Below are 23,576 nucleotides of genomic sequence, written 5' to 3' on the forward strand. Positions count from 1 at the left end.
GGTGACCATCGGGTTGCCGGGCTGGTTGACGTGGCTCGGCGACAAGATGGGCGAGAAGTTCCCCGACGGTGACGAGGCCGCGCTGCGCCGGCTTGCGCAGCAGGTGTGATCGGGTGGATCGGCCGAGTGCGGAGGTGGCGGCGCAGAGGTGGGTTGCGCGGGGGCAAGGTGTGCAGCAGGGGGTGGTCGACACCGATCAGGGTGGGCATGTGTTCGGTTTCCGGTTTGTGTTGACGCAGGGGTTGCGCAACATGTTTGCTCAGGATGGGTATTTCAATATGACGCCGTATCGGGTGATGGAGAATGAGTGGGCTGATTTCGCCCGGTACGGGGCACGGGTAGAGGCGACGATCGACCTGGATGCGCCGGTCGTGGGGGAGAGGCCCGAGACAGTGACCGTTGGCGGTAAGGCGTACTCGGCGAGGTCGAATAACTGGTTGGAAGAGGTGGATCTCCGACATGATTTCGGTAATGATTCGTCCCAGCGATACAAGCGGCGTTATTACAAGAAGCAGATCGTGGAATTTGTTGCGGAAGCGGGTGAGCGGTGATGTCTGAACCGGAGGATAGTTTGCGGCGGTTGGGTTCTCAACTGGCGGATATTGTGGTGCATTCGACCGGGGACCTGTGGGAGGGGCCGTGGGACCGGTATATGATGATTGATCATTTCGAGCCGGGGCACACCGTAGGCACGCAGGCGGCGTGGGTGGGTGGTGAGCGAATCCGACGACGGTCAGTGCAAATTTCGATAGAAGATTTAGAAAATTTCAATACGGTTGTGCGGGACTTTCGCCGTGAGTTTCCGGTGCCGTTGTGGTTGTTTGATGCTTTGGTGGTGGTGGTGGTGGATCGGGAGCCGGTGCGGGGTGTGGTGCATGTGTTGTGTGGTGATGTGGCTGCGGATTTTGAGGCGTCGATGGCCACGGCGGGTGAGGTGAAGGCGCGGGCGATTGACATGTTTGGGGATTTGGTGGAGCCGTCGGTGGTGTGTGGTCGGCCGATTGTGGTGGCTGATGGTGGGTCGGCGGTGGATCGGGTGGCGGCGTTTGTGGCGGTGAGTCCGGTGGTGGGGTTTGTGGTGGAGGATGCGGTGGTGTCTCGGGTGGATGGTGGGTGGCGGGTGTTTGTGCGGGATCGTCCTGGTCAAATACGGGTGGATCGGACATATTTTTTGGTTGGTGATGATGGTGGGGTGTTTCCGGTGTCGTCGGGTGAGCCGCCGGCGCAGGCAGTGGCCAGGTTGCTGGGCCGGCGGTAGCTGCTCGGGTGTGTTGGGTGGTACGAGCGGTGTGATGGCTAGTTGATGCCTATGACGCCGAGGACGGTGTAGGACACGTCATTGACCCGCGGTGGCCGGCAGTCGAGACAGCCGCCCAAGATGTACTTCGACAGATGTCCGAGAATGACGCCGCTGGGAGCCCATGGGCGCCGAAGATCTCCGCGTGTGAGGTGAGTAGCTGACCGCCTCATGACCAGCAGTTACGCCGCCTGCTGCGCCTTGCGGAGCAGCCCTTCGAATGCGGCAACTTCGGCCTCGAGCCAGTCGTCATAGTTGTGGATCCGCCGAGCTCGCCCCCGGACAAGGCGGGACCGGCGCACATCGAGGACTCGAGTTGAACCCGGTGGTCGGTTGAAGGGCATCTCGACCAACCGCGTTCGGGGGAACGGTTTGGAGGTCCTGGTGGGCGGCACGGTGGTGATCGGTGAGATGTGTGATCGAGTGGATCGGCCGAATGCGGAGGTGGCTGCGCAGAGGTCGGCTGCGCGGGGCGGGGTGTGCAGCACGGGGGTGGTCGACCCTGATCAGGGTGGGCATATGGCGGCGATGGGTTTTGCCGTCAGTTCGTTCTCTGCCGGACACACCGCGTCGATGGGCGTTACGTCTCATGACCGGTCTGATCGGCGAATGGGAGGAATCTCATGCCGTTATGTTCAGCGCGCATCGACTCCTAACGCCCGCAACACCGTTCGCAGTTTGGCGGTGGTCTCGGCGAGTTCGGCGTCGGGATCGGAGTCGGCGACGATCCCGCCGCCGGCCCACGTGCGGAACGTCTGTCGGTCGGCGTTGAGCTCGAGACAACGGATCGTGACCATCCACTCGCCGTTGCCCTGCGCGTCGGCCCAGCCGACGGCGCCGGCGTAGAGTCCGCGGGGTTCCTCATGATCCCGAATGAACTGTGCCGCAGTCTCGGTCGGTGTCCCGCACACCGCCGGGGTGGGGCTCAGCCTCAGGGCGAGGTCGAGTGCGCCGACATCCGGATCGGCGAGGCGGGCGCGAATTGGTGTGGCCAGATGCCACATCTCGCCGGTGGAGAGCAATTGAGGTCGGGTCGCGACGGAAAGCTCCTCGCTGATCGGCGCCAATCGCTCACGCAGATGCTCGACGACGAACGCGTGCTCACGATGATCTTTTCCCGACGCGGCGAGCTCGTCTCGGGCCTCACGGTCGGCCTCTGGGTCCGACGAGCGGGGAGCCGAACCTGCATACGGATGACAGGTCACCTCGCGGCCGCTCTTGTGTAGCAGCAACTCCGGGCTCGCGCCGAGGAGCCACGAGTGGCCGGTGTCGACCGCGAACGCGTTGTGCTCGGAGTTTCCGTGCGCCAGCGCGTCGAGAAGCACGCCGATCCCAATCGGCGAATCGAGCATCGCGCCGACGGTTCTCGCGAGCACTACCTTGTCGACGTCACCGGCGTGGATGGCGGCCACCGCTCGGCGCACCCGCTCCCGGTGTGTGGCGGCGTCGGGGATCTCGACGAGGTGGGTCAGTGAATGACGGACCGGGGCACGCCCACCCAGCGCCTGCTCCCGATGCAGCCGCCCAGGTGCGAACAGGGCGGCCGGATCGGTGGGGTCGAACGGGAGCGCACCGACCACCGCGTCCGCCGCACCGGAACGCAGCGCGCTGACGGCGTCGGAGACCGCGGTGAACCGTCGCCCGATGCCCTCGGCGCGAACCACCCCATGCGGACGCGACAACACAAACGGAGCAGGCCCCGTTCCCACATCTGTCACTGGTTTGCCGCTCACCCGACCAACTTAGCGTCGGGCGGTATCGGGATTTCGCCCACGCTGAATGAAAATTGACACCCTCCGGTGCGATAGGCCACCCTTGATGCAGGTCATGAGTGCCAGTGACAAGCCCCGGCTCGCTGGTCGGCAACCCTCCTCCGCGGTGGGGTGCTCCGGGTGACGACCTGGCCGTGTACCACCCGGACACGGCAAGCGTGGATTCACAAGGAGATTTTCGATGACTGCTGTCGTCACCCCCGCATCGATCACCCCCACCGTGTGCGTAGATCCGTCGTCCTTCGAGCCGCTCGCCGAGGTCGTCGGCGCGGGACAACAGGTGCCGCTCGCCGACGGGAGCGAGGTGGCCTACGCCAACCTCGACTATGCGGCGAGTGCCCCCGCCCTGAACGCGGTCGCCGACGCCGTCACCGCGTCGCTGCACCAGTACGCCAGCGTCCACCGCGGTGCCGGCCATCTGTCTCAGGTCACCACCGGTCGCTACGAGCAGTGCCGGGAGACGGTGCGGCACTTCGTGCGTGGGCGTGCCGACGACATCGTCGTGTTCACTCGCAACACCACCGACGCGATCAATCTCGCGGCCCACTGCACCCCTGGCGACGTCGTGGTCCTCGACATCGAGCACCACGCCAATCTGCTGCCGTGGGTTTCGCGCGACTCCGGGACGGCCCGCATCGTGACCGCCCGCCCGGGCATCGAGGACACCCTCGTCGCACTCGAAGGCGAACTGGCGGCGGCACCCGCGGCGTTGCTCGCGGTGACCGCGGCCTCCAACGTCACCGGGGAGGTCCTGCCGATCGGTCGCATCGCCGCCATCGCGCACCGACACGGCGCGCGCATCCTCGTCGATGCAGCCCAACTCGTCGCGCATCGGCCGGTGTCGATGGCCAGCCACGGTATCGATTACCTGGTGTTCTCCGGTCACAAGATCTACGCCCCGTTTGGGGCGGGAGTACTCATCGGACGCACGGACTGGCTCGACGCCGCCGACCCCTACCTCGCCGGCGGCGGGGCGTCGGCGCAAGTCAGCGTCGTCGACGGTGCCGACGAGAACTGCGCGGCCACTGCCTGGCACACCGGTGCCGCGCGGCATGAAGCAGGGTCGCCGAATGTGTTGGGCGCCATCGCTATCGCCGCGGCCTGCGAGGCGATCACCGAGATCGGCTTCGAGGCGATCGGCCTGCACGAGCACGAATTGCGTTGCCGTCTCGATGACGGTCTCGCGCGGATCGACGGCGTCGAGGAGCTACGCATCTTCGACGACATCACCGATCGTGTCGGGATCGCCGGGTTCGGCGTCGACGGTATCGCCCCGCGCGCCGTCGCCGAGTATCTCAGCGCCGAACACGGCATTGGAGTGCGTGACGGAAAGTTCTGCGCACACCCAATCCTCACTCGCCTCGGCCATCCCGACGGCGCCGTGCGCGCGAGTTTCGGCCTCGGCACCGGGGCCGCCGACATCGATCGGTTGATCGACGCTCTCGCGCAACTGATCTCGACCTCACCTGGAGGGAATCCGACATGACCATCGAACTCGATCGCATCAGCATCGGCCGCCCGGCGTTGCGGGTCACACTCACCGACGACGTGCCGGCCAAGTCCTCGGTGATCGTCGTCCGTCGACCCACGTTGCGGGACGCCCAGCGCGCCCGCTCACTCCTGCGGGCCGGTACCCGTGACACCGCGAACTTCTCCGTCGCACTCGAGGTGGAGGTGGCGATCGCCCCGAGCGCCGCATCGGCGCGGGCGGCGGTCGCACACATCCCGGACGTCATCGACGGCGGTACCGTGCGCTATGTGGGTACGCCGAGCGGTCTGGTGACCCTTATCCGCGACATTTATGCGGCCGAGGTCGCCGACGCAGTCATCCTCGTCTCACTCGACGGATCGGCCACGCGGCACCGAGTGCGCGAACTGGTATTGCCGTCGTTCGCGGAGCGACGTGCTGCCTGACAACTCCGGGCAGGAGTGATCAGGCCTCGCCGCGCTCCCACTGCTCGACAAGCTCGGCCTGCGCCTCGTCGGTTAACACGCCGTGCAGCTTGACGCGAGCCATGCCGCCGTCGGGATAGACGTCGATGCGCGCCTCGGTCATCGGGCGGTCGAGATCGATGACGAACCGATGTCGGGTGTCGGGCTGTAAGTCGGTGCGGCCCAACACCTCGAACCACTCGCCGTCCTCGCCGTCGCGGCCACGGACCATTGCCGCGCCGGGCGCGTTGCCCAGGAAGTAGCTGGTGTCGAGTTCGACGAGACTCACCCGGCCCTGCCCGGCCAGGCGCACCTGCACCCAGTCGTTGCCGTCGTCGCGGCGACGCGAGGTCTCCCACCCCTCACCCATGTGCCGTGCGCGGCCGGGCATGAGCAGGTTGTTGGGCGAGCTATAGAACATGTTGGAGCAGGCCGTGATCAGGCCGCCGTTTTCCAAGGCGGCCAGGTCGAAATGGCCGTAACGGAAAAAGTGGGGGTTGGGTACGCCGCGCCCGTGGACCCGGAATCGGGCCACACCGCCGTCGGGATGCATCGTCAGACGCACGTGGGTGAAGCGATCCTTCGCATCGACCCGGAAAGGATTGCGGGTGTCGCCGTCGACGGGGCTCTTCTCGACGATGGTGACCCACTCGGTGTCGGTCAGCAGTTCGTCGACGGAGACGACGCCCTCCTTGGCGGCGGCTTCGACGGAGATGAACGGCGGATAGTTGCCCTTGAACCACGCGGTGTCGACGACGACGCCGTAGATGACACCCGGCGCGCCGAGCCGGACGATCGCCTGATCGACTCCCGCCTCCCGCCTCCGTCGTGTCTCCCAGCCGTCGTAGATCTGACCCTTGTGACCGAACGTCGCGGGCTGATACTGCGCCGGGGGTGTCTTGATCAGGTTCTGTGCCTCCGCGAAGAGATCGTCGTTGGTCCACACGACGGCGCCGCCCAGGTCCCGTAAGGCCAGGTCAGGCATGGACGTGAAGTGCGGTCGGTTTCCTGAAGACGTCGGTGGTGGTACAGGGGTCACGACCGTCGATCCTAATGGGATTTGCCATGACGATGAACCCGGGCGCATACTTGCGGTACCCAACTACATGAAGTTGACAACTAGTTGGGGTCAGCAACTAAAAGGGACATCGTCATCAATCGAGGTATCGGTATGGTCGAAGACCGCGACATTGATCAGCTCTTCGACACACTCGCGCGTTACATCCGTATGCGCGAGCGCGCGGTCCACACGACCTTCGGTACGCCCGACGGCGAGTTCGAGACGGCGGCCTTCAAAGGTCTGTTCCACCTGGCCACCCGCCCGATGCGTTCGCGAGAGCTGGCCGCCGAACTCGGCGCCGATCCGTCAACGGTCAGCAGGCACGTCAGCCAACTCGTCGACCTCGGGCTCATCCGACGCGAAGCCGACCCGCACGACGGGCGCGCGACGCTGCTCGTCATCACCGACGCCGGACGTGACCGCGTCGAGTCGATGCGCGCGGGCCGTCGCTCGGCCGTGCACGCCGCCATGAGCGAGTGGTCGGCAGACGAAATGGCGACCCTGGTGATCCTTCTCACCCGCTTCGTCGACGCCGTCGAGACCGTTGTCCCGCCCGCGTGCGAACGCCGGCGATCTGAGACTGCACCGGCGTCGGAATCCCGACGTATCACTCCAGCCCCTACGAACTCGAGGAACCCATGACCAACGACAACGCCACCGCCTTGACGGTGAGTCCCCCGCAGGAGCACGCCGGAGCGGGACTCTCGCACCGGCAGATCCTGACGGTGCTGACCGGCCTGATGCTCGGCATGTTCCTCGCGGCGCTCGACCAGACGATCGTCTCGACCGCGATCCGCACGATCGCCGACGATCTGCAGGGCTACGACATGCAGGCTTGGGTCACGACGGCCTACCTGGTCACCTCGACCATCGTCACACCGCTCTACGGCAAGCTCTCCGACCTCTACGGGCGTAAGCCGTTCTTCCTGCTGGCCATCTCGATCTTCGTGATCGGTTCGCTGGCCTGCAGCATGGCGACCTCGATGTACGAGCTGGCCGCGTTCCGCGCCTTCCAGGGTCTCGGTGCCGGCGGCCTGTTCACCTTGGCGCTGACGACCATCGGCGACATCGTCCCGCCCCGCGAACGTGCCAAGTACCAGGGCTACTTCCTGGCCGTGTTCGGTACCTCCAGTGTGCTGGGACCGGTGCTCGGCGGACTGTTCGCCGGGCAGTCCTCGATCCTCTGGGTCTCCGGGTGGCGCTGGGTGTTCCTGGTCAATGTGCCGATCGGCATCCTCGCCCTCGCCGTGGTCTACCGGGTCCTCAACTACGACCAGAACAAGGGCGTCGGTGGCCGCACCGACTACTGGGGTGCCACCGCGCTGGCGGTGACCGTCGCACCGCTGCTGATCGTCGCCGAACAGGGCCGCGAATGGGGATGGCTGTCGGGCTGGTCCTGGCTGTGCTACATCGTCGGCGCGGTCGGGCTCGCGGTGTTCGTGCTCATCGAGCACCTGATGGGTGACGACGCGTTGATCCCGTTGCGCGTCTTCAAGAATCGCGTCTTCGCGCAGGGCATCGTCGTCTCGATGATCGTCGGTGCGGTGATGTTCGGCGGCATCTCGATGCTGCCGCAGTACTTCCAGGTGCTGCGCGGGTCGAGCCCGATGGTTGCCGGCCTGCAGATGCTGCCGATGGTGCTCGGGCTGATGACCGGGTCGGTGCTGTCGGGTCAGCTGATCTCGCGGACCGGACGGTACAAGATCTTCACCATCCTGGGCTCCGTCCTGATCACGGTGATGATGTTCATGCTGCACACGGTGGGACTGGCGACGCCGGTGTGGCTGGTCATGATCTACGCGTTCTTCCTCGGCTTCGGGCTCGGTAACCTCATGCAGCCGATCACCCTGGCCATGCAGAACATCTTGCCGCCCAAGGACATGGGACTGTCGACGGGTACCGCGACCTTCTTCCGGCAGATCGGTGCGACGCTTGGTGTGGCCGTGTTCTTCTCGATGCTGTTCAGCCTGATGGGCCCCAACATCAAGGACGAGATGGTCACCGCTGCGGCGGCTCCGCAGTACCGCACCGCGGTGATGACCGCCGCGTCGAGTCCGGACCCGCAGGTCAGCGGATTCGCCAAGGGTCTCATCAGCGCGTCGCAGAATCCGGGCGCCGGTGGCGGCGCGGCGTCGGAGAGCGTGATGTCGGATACCTCGGTGATCAGCAAGCTACCCACCGAGCTGGCCGAGCCGATCAAGCAGGGCTTCGTCAACTCGATGGACCGGGTGTTCCTGACAGTCTCGATCATCTCGTTGCTCGCGATCATCGGTACCGTCACGTGGAAGGAATTGCCTCTGCGCAGGGGCAAACCGCTCGGCGACCCGGAGTCGACCGGCCCCGCGCAGTAGACACCGGCTCGGCCCCCGGCGTGATAAGAAACGGCGCCCGCCCCCGCGATCGGGGGACGGGCGCCGTTCTCGTGCTCGAAAGCCAGCGTCAGGAGCCCGAGTGCTCGTTGGCGTCGTGCGGCTGCTTCTGAAGACGTTCGATGGCCTCCTGGGCGACTTTCTCTGCCTCGGCCGTGCCGACCCAACCGCCCGGGTTCACGTGTTTGCCGGGCTCGAGGTCCTTGTAGTGCTCGAAGAAGTGTGCGATCGCCTTGAGCTCGTACTCGGGGACGTCCCCGATGTCCTGGATGTGATCCCAACGCACGTCCTTGGCCGGGACGCACAGCAGCTTGTCGTCACCGCCGGCCTCGTCGGTCATGGTGTACATGCCGACGATGCGGGCCCGGACGATCACACCGGGGTACACCGGCTCCGGCAGTAGGACGAGGGCGTCGAGCGGGTCGCCGTCCTCGCCGAGCGTGTTGTCGATGTAGCCGTAATCGGCGGGATAACCGAACGCGGTGTAGAGGTAGCGGTCGAGATAGATCTTGCCCGTCTCGTGGTCCACCTCGTACTTGTTGCGGCTTCCCTTGGGGATCTCGATGGTCACATCGAATTCCACGCGTCCTCCTTGATCGTGGCACTGTCGTTGGGGTGAGCGCGGCCGTCGCTGCCCGAAACGCCGGATGCAGGTATTGGCTCCTCGTGCGAGTCGGCGGCGCGAATCGCCTCAACGATACTGTTAGGTCGACATGAAAGAACGTCGAGACCCGGAGGTTGTGTGGGTGCACATCACGGACGCGCCGCGGTGAACCGGCCCCGGGTGCGTCGTCGGCGCGTCATCTGGTTGATGCTCTCGGTCGTTCTGGTCGCGGCCATCGCGGTCGGCGGGGTGTTCACCTACCTGCAGCTGAGCACTCCCGACCCGCTTCCGCCGGGCACCCCCGGCCGGCCCGCGCCGATCGCCTTCACCCCCGCCATCAGCCCGGTGTCGGCGACCGCGCCCGAACCGACCGCGACCGGCGTTCAACGAGCCATCGCCGCGTCGCTCACAGCGCCCGCCCTGGGCACTCTCACCGGCCAGATCAGCGACTCGCTGACCGGAACCGTGCTGTGGTCGCAGGGTGCCGACCAGCCGCGCACCCCGGCGTCCAACGCGAAGATCCTCACCGCGGCGGCGGTGCTGCTCGCCCTGCCCCACGATCAGCGCATCACCACCACCGTGCTCGCCGGGCCCGGCGGGCAGATCATCCTCAAGGGCGCCGGCGACCCGACGCTCAGCGCCCAGCCGCCCGGCACCGACACCTTCTACACCAACCCCGCCCGGATCTCGCAGCTCGCCGACCAGATCAAGAACTCCGGGGTCGACGTGCGCTCGGTGGCCGTCGACGTCAGCGCGTACACGGGGCCGTCGATGGACCCGACGTGGGATCGCGCCGACATCGCCGGCGGCGACATCACCCCGATCCAGCCGCTCATGGTCGACGGCGGTCGCACCGCGCGACCGCTCGACGAGTACTCGCCACGCGTCGCCGACCCGGCCCTCACCGCCGGCAGGGCGCTCGCCACGGCCCTCGGGGTGTCGACCGACGTTATCGAGACGACGGCGCCGGCGGGTGCGCAGACTCTCGCGAAGGTGTCCTCAGCCCCGCTGCTCACCCGCGTCGACGATATGAACCGCTTCTCCGACAACGTGATGGCCGAGGCGCTGTCCATCGAGTTGTCGGTGTCCCAGGGTGGTCCGGCCACCCTGTCCGGCGGTGCCGCTGCGGTGGTGAAAACGTTGCGGGACAATGGTTTCGACACCTCCAGGGTGACGCTGCGCGATTCGTCGGGGCTGTCGTATCAGAACAAGATCCCCGCCGCGTTTCTTGACGCCCTGATGGGCGCCATCAGCGGTCCCGGCGATCCGCGCAGCTCCAAGGGTGCCCGTAACGCGACACTGCGCCCGATCCTCGAGGGTTTGCCGATCGCCGGTGGCACCGGAACTCTCGCCGACCGCTTCGATGAACCGGACAACCCGGCAGCGGGCTGGGTGCGGGCCAAGACCGGAACTCTGACCGGGGTGAGCTCGTTGACCGGCATAGTGCAAACCGTCGATGGGCGGGTGTTGTCGTTCGCGTTGATGTCGGGGGGAACCTCCCCGGCCGATGCCCGCCCGGCACTCGACGCCATCCCCGGCGACCTGAGGGAGTGTGGATGTCGATAGAGCACGCAGACCACGATCTGGAGTCGGTCGGCGCCAGGATCGATTGGGGCCTTGCGTCCACGGTGGGCAAGAAACTCTCCCGGCCCGGCCCGAAGATGACCGACTACACGCGGACGGCCGCACGGGTCGAACTCGCCGACGCCGCGGTGCGTGCCGAAGCGCCGGTTCGCGAGGTCACCGGTCTGGCCGACGGCCTCGCGGTGCCCGCGGCCCGCGTGCTCGAACGCGACGAATGGATTGACGCCGCAGGGCAATCCATGCGATCGATGCTCTCGGGGCCAGGTGGCGCCGACGACTCACCCGGTCTGAGCGGGCGGATCGGCGGGCTGCAGACCGCGGGTCTGCTGGCCTTCCTCTCCACGGCGATCCTCGGACAGTACGACCCGTTCTCGCCGCCGGAGGAGTCGGTCTCGGGCGCAGCCGACGACCCCGGAGTGTTGATGCTGGTGCTGCCCAACATCGTCGGTGTCGAGCGGACGCTGAAGGTGGTGCCGTCGGACTTCCGGCTCTGGGTGTGCCTGCATGAGGTGACACATCGGGTGCAATTCTCGGCCAATCCGTGGCTGCGGCAGTACATGCTCGACAACATCGAGATCCTCACCTCCGACGCCGGGGAATCGATCTCCGACGTCGTCGAACGCATCACTGGAGCGCTCAAGGGCGGCAAGCCCCGCGAGAAGGGCGTGATCGGTGCGATGCAGTTGCTGCAGACGCCCGAACAATATGACGCCTTCAGTCGGATGCTGATGCTCGGCACTTTGCTCGAAGGCCACGCCGATCATGTGATGGATGCCGTCGGCCCCGCGCAGGTACCCACCGTGGCGTCGATCCGAGCGGCCTTCGATAAGCGGCGCACGGGACCGAGGAATCCGGTGCAGCGCATCATCCGTGCCCTCATCGGTATGGATGCCAAACTGGCCCAATACATTCGGGGTAAGGCATTTGTCGACGAGGTGGTCTCGACGGTCGGCATGGAGCGCTTCAACGCGATCTGGACCTCGCCGGAGACGATGCCACTGCCCGCCGAGATCGACGAACCGGCGAAATGGATAACGCGGGTGCTCTGATCCGGGCCGTCGAGCGATTCGGCGCCGACCACCTCGGCAGCCACCGGCAGGTCTGCGTCGGACTCTCCGGCGGTCCGGATTCGCTGGCGCTGACCGCGGCCGCCGTGCGTGCCGGATTCGAGGTCCGTGCGCTCGTCATCGACCACCGGCTCCAGCGCGGGTCGGCGCACATCGCCGACGCCGCGGCCGAGGCAGCGCGCAGGCTCGGGGCCCGCGCGCAGGTGATCGAGGTGAGTGTCGGCACCGCGGGCGGGATGGAGGCGGCGGCCCGGACGGCCCGCTATGCGGCGCTCGCGGAGGCGCGGGACGGGTGTCCGGTGCTGCTCGGCCACACCGCCGACGATCAGGCCGAGACCGTCCTGCTTGGACTGGCACGCGGCTCGGGCGCGCGCTCGATCGCCGGGATGCGCGCGTGGTCGGCGCCGTGGGGGCGGCCTCTTCTGGGTATCCGGCGTGCACAGACCGTCGGCGTCTGTACCGAACTCGGGTTGGCTCCGCATGCCGACGCGCACAACAGTGATCGGCGGTTCACCAGGGTGCGTCTGCGTTCGGAGGTCCTGCCGCTGCTTGATGATGTCGTCCACGGAGGTGTCGTCGAGGCGCTCTGCCGCACGGCCGATGCGTTACGCGCCGACACCGACGCTCTCGACGCGCTCGCCGAGGAGTATTACCGTGCCGCCCGCACCGACTCGGGCCTGGCGATCAAGGGTGTGCGAGATCTCGCCGCCGCGGTGCGGACCAGGGTGATCCGGCGGTGGCTTCTCGACGTCGGGGCCACCGGGCTGACGAGCCGGGTGATTGGTGCGGTGGACGTGTTGGCCGTCGGTTGGCACGGTCAGGGCGGCGTCGCCATCGGCGGCGATGGCGGGTTCCGACGCGAGGTCGTCCGGGTCGGCGACGTACTCGCGGTGCGGGACTCACCGCGCTGACGTCGCCGGACCGGGCGTGCGGCGGCTGGACCGGTGTGTTTGTGGGGGTGCTGGTCCGGAGGGCCGAACGGGGAGTTGACGGTTCGCCGGTACTGGGTTCTCGCGACGACCAGGGTGCCGCGACCCGCCGACGATCGTGCCCGCAGCATCGCCGAGACCCGCTGCGGGGACGACGGTTACCAGGAAGCCGATGACCGCGGCGGCCAGTCCGATCGCACAACTGGTGACCTCGCCGGCGGTCGCGTCGATGATGATGCCCACCAGCGTCCCGACCGTGGCGGCTGCGCCGAGGCTGTGCATGAAGGGCGCCACTGCATGATTGTCGCGTTCCTGCCGAGTGGCCGAGCGTTGAGAAGTTGTTTCCTGCGGCAGCGCGAGCGGGTTGCACCACTTGCGGATCGATTGATTGCGAATCGGTCCGGCGTTATCACCCAGTGAGTGTCACCGACTTGCGGCACATCCACGCGGAAATCGGGTACTCCGCGGTCCTCGGGCGGCAGCGCAACGGTAGGTGGAACACCGCAGTGCCCGCATCGTCGACGAGTGCCACAGGGTTCTGGCTGCGCGTGGATCTGCCGTGGTGCAGCGCCAGGGTGAGTGAGGCGCTGTACTCGACAGCGTGTAGCCCGCGCCAATCGGCGTTGCGGTGTTGGCCGGAGGCCGGCGCGAAATCAGCACCAGTGCAAGCCAAATAGATCAGAAGATTTGACTGTCATCTCGCGTCCGGCCCGTCTGCGCTCCTGCGGCGGCCGGTGGTCGCGATGCGGTGTGCCTGGCTATGACCGCCAATCCATTCGGCGGTTCGGTCCGATCCGCGAAGGCGAAGAATGCCGAGCGGGAACAATGACGTCATTGTCCGTGCGGAGCGATGGGATTCGAGCACTTCCGGTGCGGGTCCGCGGTTTCGGTGCACGGGCTTCTTCCTTACTGCCGTGATGATTGGTCAACGTGCATACGTCGGAAACCCGCAACGTCATCTGCGTTGTGACCGTGGTGGCATCGCGTTATCAGGGGACCTGTTGGCATCCCACGGCGGGCAGAGTGCACCCCCTCTCGGCCATCTTCCTTGACGCCCGGGGTCGCTCGCCGACGTCGGGTCCACCCCGGCCGTCGGGCATGACAAGCTAGAGGCCGTGGCGAACGAGATCGAACACTATTACGGCGATGACATCGAAGCGGTGCTGATCACCGAGGAACAGATCAAACAGCGCACCGCAGAGCTGGCCGAGTCGGTTGCCTCGCGCTACGCCGGTATCGAGGACGATCTCGTCCTCATCGGTGTACTCAAGGGCGCGATCATGTTCATGACCGACTTCGCGCGGGCATTGCCACTTCCGTCGCAGATGGAGTTCATGGCGGTGTCGAGCTATGGCTCGGCGACGTCGTCGTCGGGTGTCGTCCGCATTCTCAAGGACCTCGACCGCGACATCGCCGGACGCGACGTCCTGATCGTGGAGGACATCATCGACTCCGGCCTGACCCTGTCGTGGCTGATGAAGAGCTTGGCGACCCGCTCTCCGAAGTCGTTGGAGGTGTGCACGCTGCTGCGCAAGCCCGAGGCGGTTCGCTCGCCCGTGGACGTTGCCGAGGTCGGTTTCGACATCCCCAACGAGTTCGTCGTCGGGTACGGCCTCGACTACGCCGAACGCTACCGCGACCTGCCGTTCATCGGTCGGCTGCGTCCGAGTGTCTACCAAGGCTGAGCGGTACCCGCCAGCGACGCCGGAGGCGGCGCCAACAAACTGGGAACGGTTTTACCTGCGGGATCGTTGACCGGTAGCCTTATCACAATGATCACGGTCGATGCTCGGCGTGCCTCTGCACGATTTGTCCGCGTCATCTCGGCTCGTTGTGGTCACGAATCGATGGGAAGGACCAACGGGACCGGTCGGGTGTCACCACCGCGGACCAACCCCTCACTGGCATGAACCGCAAGACAGTCTTCCGCAATCTCGCCATCGTGGCGGTCATCGTGCTCGCCTTCTGGGGCTGGAGCGTCTGGCGCGACAACGATCGCGACTACACCGCCGTCGACACCTCTGTCGCGCTGACGCAGCTCAACACGAAGAACACCAAGTCGATCCAGATCGACGACCGTGAGCAGCAACTGCGTATCGAGACCACTACGCCGGTCAAGGTCGGCGACAACGAGTCGACCAAGATCTCGACGAAGTATCCCTCCGCGGCGAGCGAGGAAATCTTCAACGACGTCAAGGCGACCGGTGCGCCGTATCAGACAAACGTCAACGAGCAGTCGGTGTTCTGGCAGAGCATGATCTTCCTGCTGCCGGTGTTGCTGCTTTTCGGTTTGTTCTTCTTCGTGATGAGTCGCATGCAGGGTGGTGGTCGTGGCGGCGTGATGGGCTTCGGCAAGTCACGCGCGAAGCAGCTCACCAAGGACATGCCGAAGACCACGTTCGCCGATGTTGCCGGTGCTGATGAGGCGGTCGAGGAGCTCTACGAGATCAAGGACTTCCTGCAGAATCCGATGCGCTATCAGGCGCTCGGCGCGAAGATCCCCAAGGGCGTATTGCTCTACGGCCCGCCCGGTACCGGTAAGACGTTGCTGGCTCGCGCGGTCGCTGGTGAGGCTGGGGTGCCGTTTTTCACCATCTCGGGTTCGGATTTCGTCGAGATGTTCGTCGGTGTCGGTGCCTCCCGTGTGCGTGACCTGTTCGAGCAGGCCAAGAACAACAGCCCGTGCATCATTTTCGTCGACGAGATCGATGCGGTCGGGCGTCAGCGCGGTGCGGGTCTCGGCGGTGGTCACGACGAGCGCGAGCAGACTCTCAACCAGCTACTCGTCGAGATGGATGGCTTCGGGGATCGGCAGGGCATCATCCTGATCGCGGCCACCAACCGTCCCGACATCCTCGATCCGGCGTTGCTGCGTCCGGGCCGTTTCGACCGGCAGATCCCGGTCGGCAATCCCGACATGGCCGGGCGCCGAGCGATCCTGCGCGTGCACGCCAATGGCAAGCCGATCGATTCCGACGCCGATCTCGACGGTCTGGCCAAGCGGACCCCGGGTATGTCCGGTGCCGATCTGGCCAACGTCGTCAACGAGGCGGCGTTGCTGGCCGCTCGGGAGAACAAGCACACAATCACCGCGGAGATGCTCGAGGAAGCCGTCGACCGTGTGATCGGCGGGCCACGACGCAAGAGCCGCATCATCAGTGAGCACGAGAAGAAGGTCGTCGCCTACCACGAGGGTGGGCACACGCTGGCCGCGTGGGCGATGCCGGATCTCGACCCGATTTACAAGGTGACCATCCTGGCCCGCGGACGCACCGGCGGTCATGCGCTGGCCGTGCCCGAGCAGGACAAAGACCTCATGACCCGCTCGGAGATGATCGCCCGCCTGGTGATGGCGATGGGTGGTCGTGCCGCGGAGGAATTGGTATTCCACGAGCCGACGACGGGCGCGTCGTCCGACATCGATCAGGCGACGAAGATCGCGCGGGCGATGGTCACCGAATATGGGATGAGCGCCAAGCTCGGTGCGGTCCGGTACGGGCAAGAGCAGGGTGATCCGTTCCTCGGCCGCTCGATGGGTAACCAGACCGACTACTCCGCAGGGGTTGCCGGTGAGATCGACGAGGAGGTGCGCCGGCTGATAGAGGCGGCGCATACCGAGGCGTGGGCGATTCTCTCGGAGTACCGCGACACTCTCGATGTGCTCGCCAGTGAGCTGTTGGAGAAGGAAACGCTGACCCGTAAGGATCTGGAGACGATCTTCTCGCAGGTCGAGAAGCGGCCGCGGATCACGACGTTCAACGACTTCGGGGATCGCACGCCCAGTGACAAGCCGCCGGTGAAGACGCCGGGGGAGCTCGCTATCGAGCGTGGTGAGCCCTGGCCGCCGCCGGAGCCGGTGAAGGTACCCGAGCCAGTCGGCGCGGGTGGCCCTCCCGGAGGGCAGCCGGGTGCACCGGCGTATCCGCCGCAGGCAGCACCCGGCTATCCGTACCCAGGACAGCTCCCGCCGCAGCAGAATCCGTATCCGCCCCAGTCGTATCCGCCCCAGTCGTATCCGCCCCAGTCATATTCACCGCAGTACTATCCGCCCCAGTACCCGCCACCGGGACAGCCCCAGGCGGGGCAACAGGCCGGGACATGGCCGGACTACGGCGCCCCGCATGATTGGTCGGCGCCGGGGTGGCCGCCGCGCGAGCAGGGCCCCGGGGTCAACGGCGGCACCGAACCCAATGGTGCACATGGTCACGAAGGCAACGGAAATGGCCCGGGTGCCAACGGGCATTCCCGACGGCCGGACGAGGCCGGCAAAGACGTGAACGGTACCGGCGCCTGAGCCCGGTGGCGACTGGAGGCGAACAAAGGGGACGGATGTGACGACACTCGATCAACCGGGTCCGGATTCTGCTGCGGAACCGGTGCCGGAGTTCGATCAGGCACGGGCCGAGGCCGCGGTGCGTGAACTTCTCCTCGCGATCGGCGAGGACCCGGATCGAGAAGGGTTACGGCGCACCCCGACCCGTGTCGCCAACGCCTATCGCGAGATGTTCGCGGGGCTGTACACCGATCCTTCGGAAGTGCTCGCGACGACCTTCGACGAGGATCACGACGAGCTGGTGTTGGTCAAGGACATCCCGCTGTATTCGACGTGCGAGCACCACCTCGTGTCCTTTCACGGGGTCGCACACGTCGGTTACATCCCGGGCGTCAGCGGGCAGGTGACCGGCCTATCCAAGTTGGCGCGGCTGGTCGACCTATACGCCAAACGTCCGCAGGTTCAGGAACGTCTCACCAGCGAGGTCGCCGATGCCATTGTGCGACGGCTCAATCCGCGCGGCGTGATCGTCGTGATCGAGGCCGAACATCTGTGCATGGCCATGCGCGGCATCCGCAAGCCGGGGGCACGGACCACGACGTCGGCGGTTCGTGGCCTGTTCAAGACCAGTGCGGTGTCGCGGGGCGAAGCGCTCGACCTGATTACCCGGTGAGTCCTGCGCCGACCCAGGTGATGGGCATCATCAACGTGACCGCCGACTCGTTCTCCGACGGCGGCCGTTACCTGGATCTCGACGCCGCGCTCGCGCACGGCCAGCAACTGCTCGACGACGGCGCCGACCTCATCGACGTCGGCGGCGAATCCACCCGTCCGGGCGCCATTCGGGTCGATCCGGCGATCGAGACCGCGCGGGTCGCTCCGGTGATCTCCGCGCTCACCGATCTCGGGGCGACGGTTTCCGTCGACACCATGCGCGCCTCGGTCGCAGCGGCCGCGATCGAGGCGGGCGCGCGCATCGTCAACGATGTGTCCGGAGGCCGTGCCGACGCGGATATGGCCCGTGTGATGGCTGATGCCGGACTGCCGTGGATTCTCATGCATTGGCGTCCGGCTGGGGACGACTCCGACGCCGGGCGTCGCTTCACGCACCGGGTCGACGATGTCGGCGGCTATCACGACGTCGTCGCCGAGGTCAGTCGCGAACTGCTCGGTCAGGTCGATGCCGCCGTCAGCGCCGGCGTCGACCCGGATCGGATCATCCTCGACCCGGGCCTGGGTTTCGCCAAGACCGCAGACCACAACTGGGCCCTGCTGCACGCGCTGCCGACGTTTGTCGGGCTGGGTTTCCCGATCCTCGTCGGCGCGTCTCGTAAACGTTTCCTGGGCACATTGTTGGCTGCGGGCGGCGCCGACCGGCCGCCGGCCGGTCGGGACGTCGCCACCGCGGCGGTGTCGACCCTCGCCGCTGCCGGCGGGGCGTGGGGGGTGCGGGTCCATGACGTCGCCGCTGGCCGCGACGCGGTCCTCGTGGCCGCAGCGTGGCGTGCAGGTGAGGGCGGCCGGGTACACACCCACCTATCGGCAGGGGAGCGCTGATGACCGATCGGATCGAGCTGAGGGGGCTGCGGGTCCGCGGCAATCACGGTGTCTTTGAGCATGAACGCCATGACGGTCAGCTCTTCATCGTCGACGCCACACTGTGGGCCGACCTGCGTGCCGCGGCGGCCAGTGACAACCTCGCCGACACCGTCGACTACGGTGCGTTGGCCCAACAGATACATGCGATCGTCGCGGGCCCGGCGCGGAATCTGATCGAGACGGTCGGGGCGGAGATCGCCGATGCGGTGATGGCCGACGAGCGAGTCCTCTCGTGCGAGATCGTCGTGCACAAGCCATCGGCGCCGATCCCGTTGGCTTTCGACGACGTCGCGGTGGTCACCCGTCGGTCACGGAAGTCGGTCAAGTGAGCACCCCCCCTGTCGGTCACAGCCGCGTGGTGCTGTCCGCGGGGTCCAACATCGGCGACCCGATGGCCACCTTGGCGCTGGTGCCCGACGGGTTCGCCGCCGCAGGCCGTGACATCCGCGTCGTCGCCGTGTCCGACGTGTACGCGACAGCACCGTGGGGTGGGGTCGCGCAGGACGATTTCTGCAACATCACGCTGATCGTGGAGGGCACACGCCAGCCGCACGAGTGGCTGCGGATCGGCGCCGACCTGGAGGATCAAGCGCACCGCACACGCGAGGTGCGATGGGGACCCCGCACCCTCGACGTCGATGTCATCACGGTCGACACCGCCGGCGGCACCGTCCGCTCGGCGGACCCGACCCTCACGTTGCCGCATCCGCGGGCTTATCAGCGGGCGTTCGTGCTGCTGCCATGGCTGCAGATCGACCCCGACGCCGAACTGTTCACCGACGCCGGGCCCCGTCTGGTCGCCGAGCTTTCCGCGGCTCTGCCCGCCGACGAGCGCGACGGGGTACGCCGGATCGGGCCGCTGTCGAGAAGTGCACTGCGATGAGCGAGCCGTCCGCGCCCAAGAAGGACGACGACGAGCACCACGGGATGGGGCCGACCAGGCCCCTCGACCTGGTACTCGTGGCCGTCATTGTCGGCGTCACCGCATGGATTCTGGTGCGCTACAACTACTCCAGCGTCCCGCCGATCCCGTCGTTGGCCGGCATCGTCCTCTACGTCCTCGCCGTCACCGAAGCGGCCACCGGGTTCATCGTGCGGGCACGCGTCGAGGGCAAACAGGTCGGCCGCGCCCGCGGGCAGTTGCACCCGCTGACCGCAGCCCGGGTGGTCGCGCTGGCCAAGGCGTCGGCGATTCTCGGGGCGATCGCCACTGGATTGTGGGGCGGGATGCTTGTCTTCTTGCTCAATCAGACCGGGGTGAGCGCCGCCGAACGCGACACGCCCGCCGCGGTCGTCGGCCTGATCGGGGGTGTGCTGCTCATCGTTGCCGCCCTCTGGCTCGAATACTGTTGCCGCGCGCCCGACGACCCCGACGACAATTCCGTCAACGGCAACGGTCACACGCGACCGGGCCCGGCCTGAGAACTCCACGGTCACGCCGACGATTCCGGCGGCGCCACTCACGCCGAGCCATAGCGCATCGACGATTCGTGACTCTCCGCCGGGCTTGTACACCCAAAGCCGGGTCAACGGGTAAGTTGCACAGATATGACGACCTCCACCGGCCGCTCCTCTGACACCCGGCGCGCCGGCCGCTCGGTCGGCCAATGGCTGCTGGGGCTGCTGGTCGTGCTGGCTCTGGCGGCCAGCATTCTGATGATCTTCACCGGCAACCGGTCGATCCCGGGCAGCCTCGCCGTCATCGCGGCGCTGTGGGCCGCGGTTATCGGAGCGATCGGGGTGACCCGATTCCGCAAGCAGGCCGAGACCGCCGAGGCCAAGAGCCGCGATCTGAGGCTCGTGTACGAACTCCAGCTCGAGCGTGAGATCGCCGCGCGTCGTCAGTACGAACTCGACGTCGAGACCACCATTCGCAAGGAGGTCGCCGCCGAATCTGGTGTCGAACTCGCTTCCCTCAAGGAACAGGTGATCTCACTGCGCGCCAGCCTCGAGCGGCTGCTCGGCGAAACCCTCCCCGACGATCAGGTCGCTCTGCCCAACGAGAAGCTGCGCGAACTCGCATCCGGCCTCGGTGGCGGCGGCCTTGATCCCCACCAGTACGTCGATCCCAACCAGTACGTCTCGCACTCGGATTCCGGGCGCGGCGACTCCGCCTTCGGTGGACTTGGTGGCGCCTATGGTGCGCCGGGCTTCGCCCCGGATCAGTACCGTCCGGAAGGCTTCGGCGCCGCCGATTTTCACGCCCCCGACGATGGTCTGGTCGCCGCACGCGACTTCGCCGAGACCGTTCCGGCTGCCGATGACGGCCGCCACGTGGAGCGCAAGGTCGACCCCAATGAGATGACCGAGGTCATCCCGATCGTCACCGACGACCCGCTGTCGGGACGTTTCGCCACATCGACGGCCGACCATCTATCGGATTCCGCGACGTCGGGGTTCCCGGAGCGCTCCGGTCACGGCCAGTCGGGTCACGATCAGCCCGGTCCCGGACAGGTGGCTCACCAGCGGTCCGGTCATGACGCGGTCGGCGAGCCCGCCGCGTTCGTCGACGAGACCCCGACCGACGAATGGGATCGGACCGCCCCCGAGATGTCCACGCCGGGCAGCGCCGCCGAGACGCCCGTGGCTTGGGCTGCCGATGCGTCCGGTCCGAATCCCGCGCGGTCGTCTGGTCGGCATGAAACCGCCGGCGCAGCAAGCACAACCGCGTTCGGTGGAGGAGGGCGTCGGCGACGCCCTGAGGAGCAGCCGGAGCCGGTGGCGGTCGACGACCCTGCCGACGACTCCGACAACGCGCATTCCAACGGTCTTCCCGTGTCGGAATTGCTCAAGCAACTCCGCGACACCGACGCCGCGGGCGGCGGGCGACGCCGTCGTCGCGACTGATCGCGTTTCACGCAACCACGCTGTTTTGCCGTTCGGCTCCGCGGGGTGAGTCCCGTCACACGGGATGGATCCGGGCTGCGGCCACCACCTACCCTGACTCTGCAACGTCCGGTACCCGGCCGTCGCGGCCCACCACACCCGCTGTGGGCGCCGCCCGGCAGCCCTCGGGACTGGAACGACCTGGAGGACAGTGGTGACCTCGTCGAACGATGACGCCCGTGCGGCGTCTGTCGGCCTACCCCGGCCCGACGGGGACGGATATGCCCGCCACGGCGCATCGGTACACCACGGCGCCTCGATCCCAGGGATCACCAACCTCCCCGCTCCCGCTCGACTGACCGTCGGAGTCGTATCCGCCGGACGAGTCGGCACGGCGTTTGGGGAGGCACTCGAACGTGCCGGACACGTGGTCGGTGCGGTTGTCGCGCGTTCACCGCACTCGCGCTGCCGGGTGGAGCAGCGGCTGCCGGAATCGGCGATCCTCGAGCTCGCCGACGTCGTATCCCGGTCCGAACTCCTCCTCGTCGCGGTGCCCGATTCCGTCCTGCCGACCGTGATCGCCGACATCGCCGCCACCGGAGCCTTACGCCCACGCACCCTGGTGGCTCACACCGCGGGAGCCCACGGCGTCGGCATCCTCGCACCGCTGACCGCATTGGGCGCGACCGGACTCGCGATCCACCCGGCGATGACCTTCGTCGGTACGGCCGACGACACCTCGCGGATGACGCGGGCGTGTTTCGGGATCACCGCGGGTGATGAGGTCGGTGAGGCGATCGCTGCAGCCCTCGTCATCGAGATGGGCGGTGAGCCGGTGCGGGTGGCCGAGGGCGACCGCACCCTGTATCACGCGGCGCTCGCCCACGGCGCCAATCACCTCGTCGCGCTCATCAGCGATGCGGTGGCCGCACTCAACCACGCGATCGCCGGCCCCGCCGGGACCGGGCAGTCGACAGCGACCGTCGACGGAAACCCGGTGCGCCTGGCCGAACGCATCCTCGGACCGCTGGTGACCGCGTCGCTGCACAACGTCCTCGACCTCGGCGCGTCGGCGTTGACGGGTCCGGTCGCACGCGGGGATGGCGCAGCTGTCGCCGCCCACCTGGCGGCCTTGAGGGCGCTGCCCGGTGCCGACAGCGCGGATGCCGACGGTGCAGACACCGATGGGGGTTCGATCGCCGAGGCGTACCGCGTATTGGCGCGCCGCGCCGCACACCAGTCGGAGGCGCCGCAGGCGGTCCTCGATGCCCTGAGGCCCAGATGAATACGGAGCAACGATGAGTGCCCACGTGATTGCCGACGAGGCTCACCTCTTCACCCCCGGCACCCTGACGGTGCACCGCGATCCGGCAGCATTGCACCGGGTGAGCGCGGCACTGCGCAGCACCGGACGACGCGTCGCCCTGGTGCCGACGATGGGTGCGCTGCACGCCGGACATCTTGAATTGGTCCGCGCGGCACAGGAACGCGGCAACACCGTCGTGATCGTGTCAATCTTTGTCAATCCGCTGCAGTTCGGGGCCGGCGAGGACCTCGACGCCTATCCGCGGACCTTCGACGCCGACCTCGAGCTGTTGGCGCCGTTGGGCGTGGAATTGGTTTTCGCGCCCACCGAGGCGGCGATGTACCCGAACGGCCGGCGCACCATGATCCATCCCGGACCGGCCGGTGACATCCTCGACGGGGCTTCGCGCCCAGGGCATTTCGGCGGAATGCTCACCGTTGTCAACAAACTTCTGCACATTGCGGCGCCGCACACGGCGTACTTCGGGGAGAAGGACTACCAACAATTGGTGCTCATCAGTCAGATGGTGGCGGACCTGAATATGGACGTCGAGATCGTCGGCGTTCCCACGGTCCGCGAGGCCGACGGCCTCGCAATGAGTTCGCGCAATCGGTATCTGTCCGTCGAGCAGCGGGAACTCGCGACGACCCTGTCGGCCGCGCTGACCGCGGGCGCGCACGCCGCACCCAAGGGTGCCGACGCCATTGTGGCTGTGGCGCAAGAGGTCTTGTCCTCGGTACCCGACATCGAACTCGACTATCTCGCCTTGCGGGGTCGTTCGTTGGAGGAGCCGCCGGACAAGGGCTACGGGCGACTGCTGGTTGCTGCCCGACTCGGCGCGGCGCGGTTGATCGACAACGTCGGCGTCGCTATCGGATTGAGCCTGGAAGAACGCGAGGCCAGGTCCGAATGATCCGTCGACAACGAGTGCGACTCAAACGACTTCTCTGCCCATCCT

The 23,576-nt window shown here is 66.9% G+C and carries 24 protein-coding genes and 1 riboswitch; of the genes, 19 read left to right on the forward strand and 5 right to left on the reverse strand.

Features of this window, described 5'->3' with window-relative positions; translation table 11 throughout:
• The first annotated feature begins 182 nt into the window (after positions 1-182).
• Both EF294_RS19595 and EF294_RS22325 read left to right on the forward strand, forming a co-directional pair.
• The gene (locus EF294_RS19595) at positions 183-551 is read left to right on the forward strand and encodes a DNA/RNA non-specific endonuclease (protein ID WP_246007984.1); all 369 of its coding nucleotides are present in this window, start codon (positions 183-185) and stop codon (positions 549-551) included.
• A complete protein-coding gene (locus EF294_RS22325; protein ID WP_123932634.1) occupies positions 551-1,258 on the forward strand; it encodes a hypothetical protein in 708 nt (235 codons plus the stop codon). Before EF294_RS19595 ends, EF294_RS22325 begins: the two co-directional genes overlap by 1 nt.
• Positions 1,259-1,932: 674 nt before the next feature.
• On the opposite strand, the gene EF294_RS19605 is transcribed toward EF294_RS22325, so the two are convergent.
• Positions 1,933-3,030: an isochorismate synthase gene (locus EF294_RS19605; RefSeq protein ID WP_123932636.1), complete on the reverse strand. Its 1,098-nt coding sequence runs from the start codon at positions 3,028-3,030 to the stop codon at positions 1,933-1,935.
• Between the two features lie 90 nt (positions 3,031-3,120).
• A riboswitch (SAM riboswitch) is annotated at positions 3,121-3,234 on the forward strand.
• A 16-nt stretch (positions 3,235-3,250) separates the two neighbouring features.
• Here EF294_RS19605 and EF294_RS19610 point away from each other — a divergent pair.
• Entirely contained in the window at positions 3,251-4,555 is a 1,305-nt protein-coding gene (locus EF294_RS19610; RefSeq protein ID WP_123932638.1) for an aminotransferase class V-fold PLP-dependent enzyme, read from the forward strand.
• A complete protein-coding gene (locus tag EF294_RS19615; RefSeq protein WP_123932640.1) occupies positions 4,552-4,983 on the forward strand; it encodes a hypothetical protein in 432 nt (143 codons plus the stop codon). Before EF294_RS19610 ends, EF294_RS19615 begins: the two co-directional genes overlap by 4 nt.
• A gap of 19 nt (positions 4,984-5,002) precedes the next feature.
• Here the strand turns inward: EF294_RS19615 and alc are convergent, their stop codons facing one another.
• The gene (gene alc, locus EF294_RS19620) at positions 5,003-5,986 is read right to left on the reverse strand and encodes an allantoicase (RefSeq protein ID WP_221182463.1); all 984 of its coding nucleotides are present in this window, start codon (positions 5,984-5,986) and stop codon (positions 5,003-5,005) included.
• Between the two features lie 186 nt (positions 5,987-6,172).
• On the opposite strand from alc, the gene EF294_RS19625 reads away from it, so the two are divergent.
• Both EF294_RS19625 and EF294_RS19630 read left to right on the forward strand, forming a co-directional pair.
• Complete coding sequence (locus EF294_RS19625; protein WP_123932644.1) at positions 6,173-6,703, forward strand: MarR family winged helix-turn-helix transcriptional regulator; 531 nt, start codon at positions 6,173-6,175, stop codon at positions 6,701-6,703.
• On the forward strand, positions 6,700-8,412 hold the full coding sequence (locus EF294_RS19630; protein WP_123932646.1) for an MDR family MFS transporter: 1,713 nt from the start codon (positions 6,700-6,702) through the stop codon (positions 8,410-8,412). The genes EF294_RS19625 and EF294_RS19630 overlap by 4 nt, the downstream gene beginning before the upstream one ends.
• An 88-nt stretch (positions 8,413-8,500) precedes the next feature.
• On the opposite strand, the gene EF294_RS19635 is transcribed toward EF294_RS19630, so the two are convergent.
• A complete protein-coding gene (locus EF294_RS19635; protein ID WP_123932648.1) occupies positions 8,501-9,013 on the reverse strand; it encodes an inorganic diphosphatase in 513 nt (170 codons plus the stop codon).
• 159 nt (positions 9,014-9,172) lie between these two features.
• Between EF294_RS19635 and dacB the strand changes: the two genes are divergently transcribed.
• The 3 genes from dacB to tilS are packed head-to-tail and all read left to right on the forward strand — an operon-like array spanning position 9,173 to position 12,596.
• Complete coding sequence (gene dacB, locus EF294_RS19640; protein WP_123932650.1) at positions 9,173-10,600, forward strand: D-alanyl-D-alanine carboxypeptidase/D-alanyl-D-alanine endopeptidase; 1,428 nt, start codon at positions 9,173-9,175, stop codon at positions 10,598-10,600.
• A complete protein-coding gene (locus EF294_RS19645) occupies positions 10,591-11,667 on the forward strand; it encodes a zinc-dependent metalloprotease (protein ID WP_123932652.1) in 1,077 nt (358 codons plus the stop codon). The genes dacB and EF294_RS19645 overlap by 10 nt, the downstream gene beginning before the upstream one ends.
• Positions 11,646-12,596: a tRNA lysidine(34) synthetase TilS gene (gene tilS, locus EF294_RS19650; RefSeq protein ID WP_123932654.1), complete on the forward strand. Its 951-nt coding sequence runs from the start codon at positions 11,646-11,648 to the stop codon at positions 12,594-12,596. Before EF294_RS19645 ends, tilS begins: the two co-directional genes overlap by 22 nt.
• Here the strand turns inward: tilS and EF294_RS21600 are convergent.
• Together EF294_RS21600 and EF294_RS22850 are read right to left on the reverse strand one after the other, a co-directional pair.
• Positions 12,585-12,908: a hypothetical protein gene (locus tag EF294_RS21600; protein ID WP_185091164.1), complete on the reverse strand. Its 324-nt coding sequence runs from the start codon at positions 12,906-12,908 to the stop codon at positions 12,585-12,587. The genes tilS and EF294_RS21600 overlap by 12 nt on opposite strands.
• Positions 12,909-13,023: 115 nt before the next feature.
• On the reverse strand, positions 13,024-13,146 hold the full coding sequence (locus EF294_RS22850) for a hypothetical protein (RefSeq protein ID WP_484103580.1): 123 nt from the start codon (positions 13,144-13,146) through the stop codon (positions 13,024-13,026).
• A 583-nt stretch (positions 13,147-13,729) separates the two neighbouring features.
• Between EF294_RS22850 and hpt the strand changes: the two genes are divergently transcribed.
• The 10 genes from hpt to panC all read left to right on the forward strand — a co-directional run bounded on the left by hpt (position 13,730) and on the right by panC (position 23,531).
• A complete protein-coding gene (gene hpt, locus EF294_RS19660) occupies positions 13,730-14,299 on the forward strand; it encodes a hypoxanthine phosphoribosyltransferase (RefSeq protein WP_123932656.1) in 570 nt (189 codons plus the stop codon).
• Positions 14,300-14,520: 221 nt separating this feature from the next.
• The gene (ftsH, locus tag EF294_RS19665) at positions 14,521-16,908 is read left to right on the forward strand and encodes an ATP-dependent zinc metalloprotease FtsH (protein WP_123932658.1); all 2,388 of its coding nucleotides are present in this window, start codon (positions 14,521-14,523) and stop codon (positions 16,906-16,908) included.
• Between the two features lie 37 nt (positions 16,909-16,945).
• Positions 16,946-17,560, forward strand: coding sequence for a GTP cyclohydrolase I FolE (gene folE / locus EF294_RS19670; RefSeq protein WP_123932660.1), 615 nt, complete (start codon positions 16,946-16,948; stop codon positions 17,558-17,560).
• Positions 17,557-18,444, forward strand: coding sequence for a dihydropteroate synthase (folP, locus tag EF294_RS19675; RefSeq protein WP_123932662.1), 888 nt, complete (start codon positions 17,557-17,559; stop codon positions 18,442-18,444). The genes folE and folP overlap by 4 nt, the downstream gene beginning before the upstream one ends.
• Positions 18,444-18,815 carry a dihydroneopterin aldolase gene (gene folB / locus EF294_RS19680; protein ID WP_123932664.1) on the forward strand — a complete coding sequence of 124 codons (372 nt, stop codon included), beginning with the start codon at positions 18,444-18,446 and terminating at the stop codon, positions 18,813-18,815. The genes folP and folB overlap by 1 nt, the downstream gene beginning before the upstream one ends.
• The gene (folK, locus tag EF294_RS19685; protein WP_123932666.1) at positions 18,812-19,369 is read left to right on the forward strand and encodes a 2-amino-4-hydroxy-6-hydroxymethyldihydropteridine diphosphokinase; all 558 of its coding nucleotides are present in this window, start codon (positions 18,812-18,814) and stop codon (positions 19,367-19,369) included. The genes folB and folK overlap by 4 nt, the downstream gene beginning before the upstream one ends.
• Complete coding sequence (locus EF294_RS19690) at positions 19,366-19,908, forward strand: DUF3180 domain-containing protein (protein WP_123932668.1); 543 nt, start codon at positions 19,366-19,368, stop codon at positions 19,906-19,908. Before folK ends, EF294_RS19690 begins: the two co-directional genes overlap by 4 nt.
• Positions 19,909-20,034: 126 nt before the next feature.
• The gene (locus EF294_RS19695) at positions 20,035-21,333 is read left to right on the forward strand and encodes a DUF6779 domain-containing protein (RefSeq protein WP_123932670.1); all 1,299 of its coding nucleotides are present in this window, start codon (positions 20,035-20,037) and stop codon (positions 21,331-21,333) included.
• A 193-nt stretch (positions 21,334-21,526) separates the two neighbouring features.
• Complete coding sequence (locus tag EF294_RS19700) at positions 21,527-22,597, forward strand: Rossmann-like and DUF2520 domain-containing protein (RefSeq protein ID WP_123932672.1); 1,071 nt, start codon at positions 21,527-21,529, stop codon at positions 22,595-22,597.
• 13 nt (positions 22,598-22,610) lie between these two features.
• Positions 22,611-23,531 (forward strand): pantoate--beta-alanine ligase, encoded by a 921-nt coding sequence (gene panC, locus EF294_RS19705; protein WP_123932674.1) that lies wholly within the window; start codon positions 22,611-22,613, stop codon positions 23,529-23,531.
• Positions 23,532-23,576: the final 45 nt, after the last annotated feature.

The organism is Gordonia oryzae (genome assembly GCF_003797185.1).
GTDB classification, from domain to species: Bacteria; Actinomycetota; Actinomycetes; order Mycobacteriales; family Mycobacteriaceae; genus Gordonia; species Gordonia oryzae.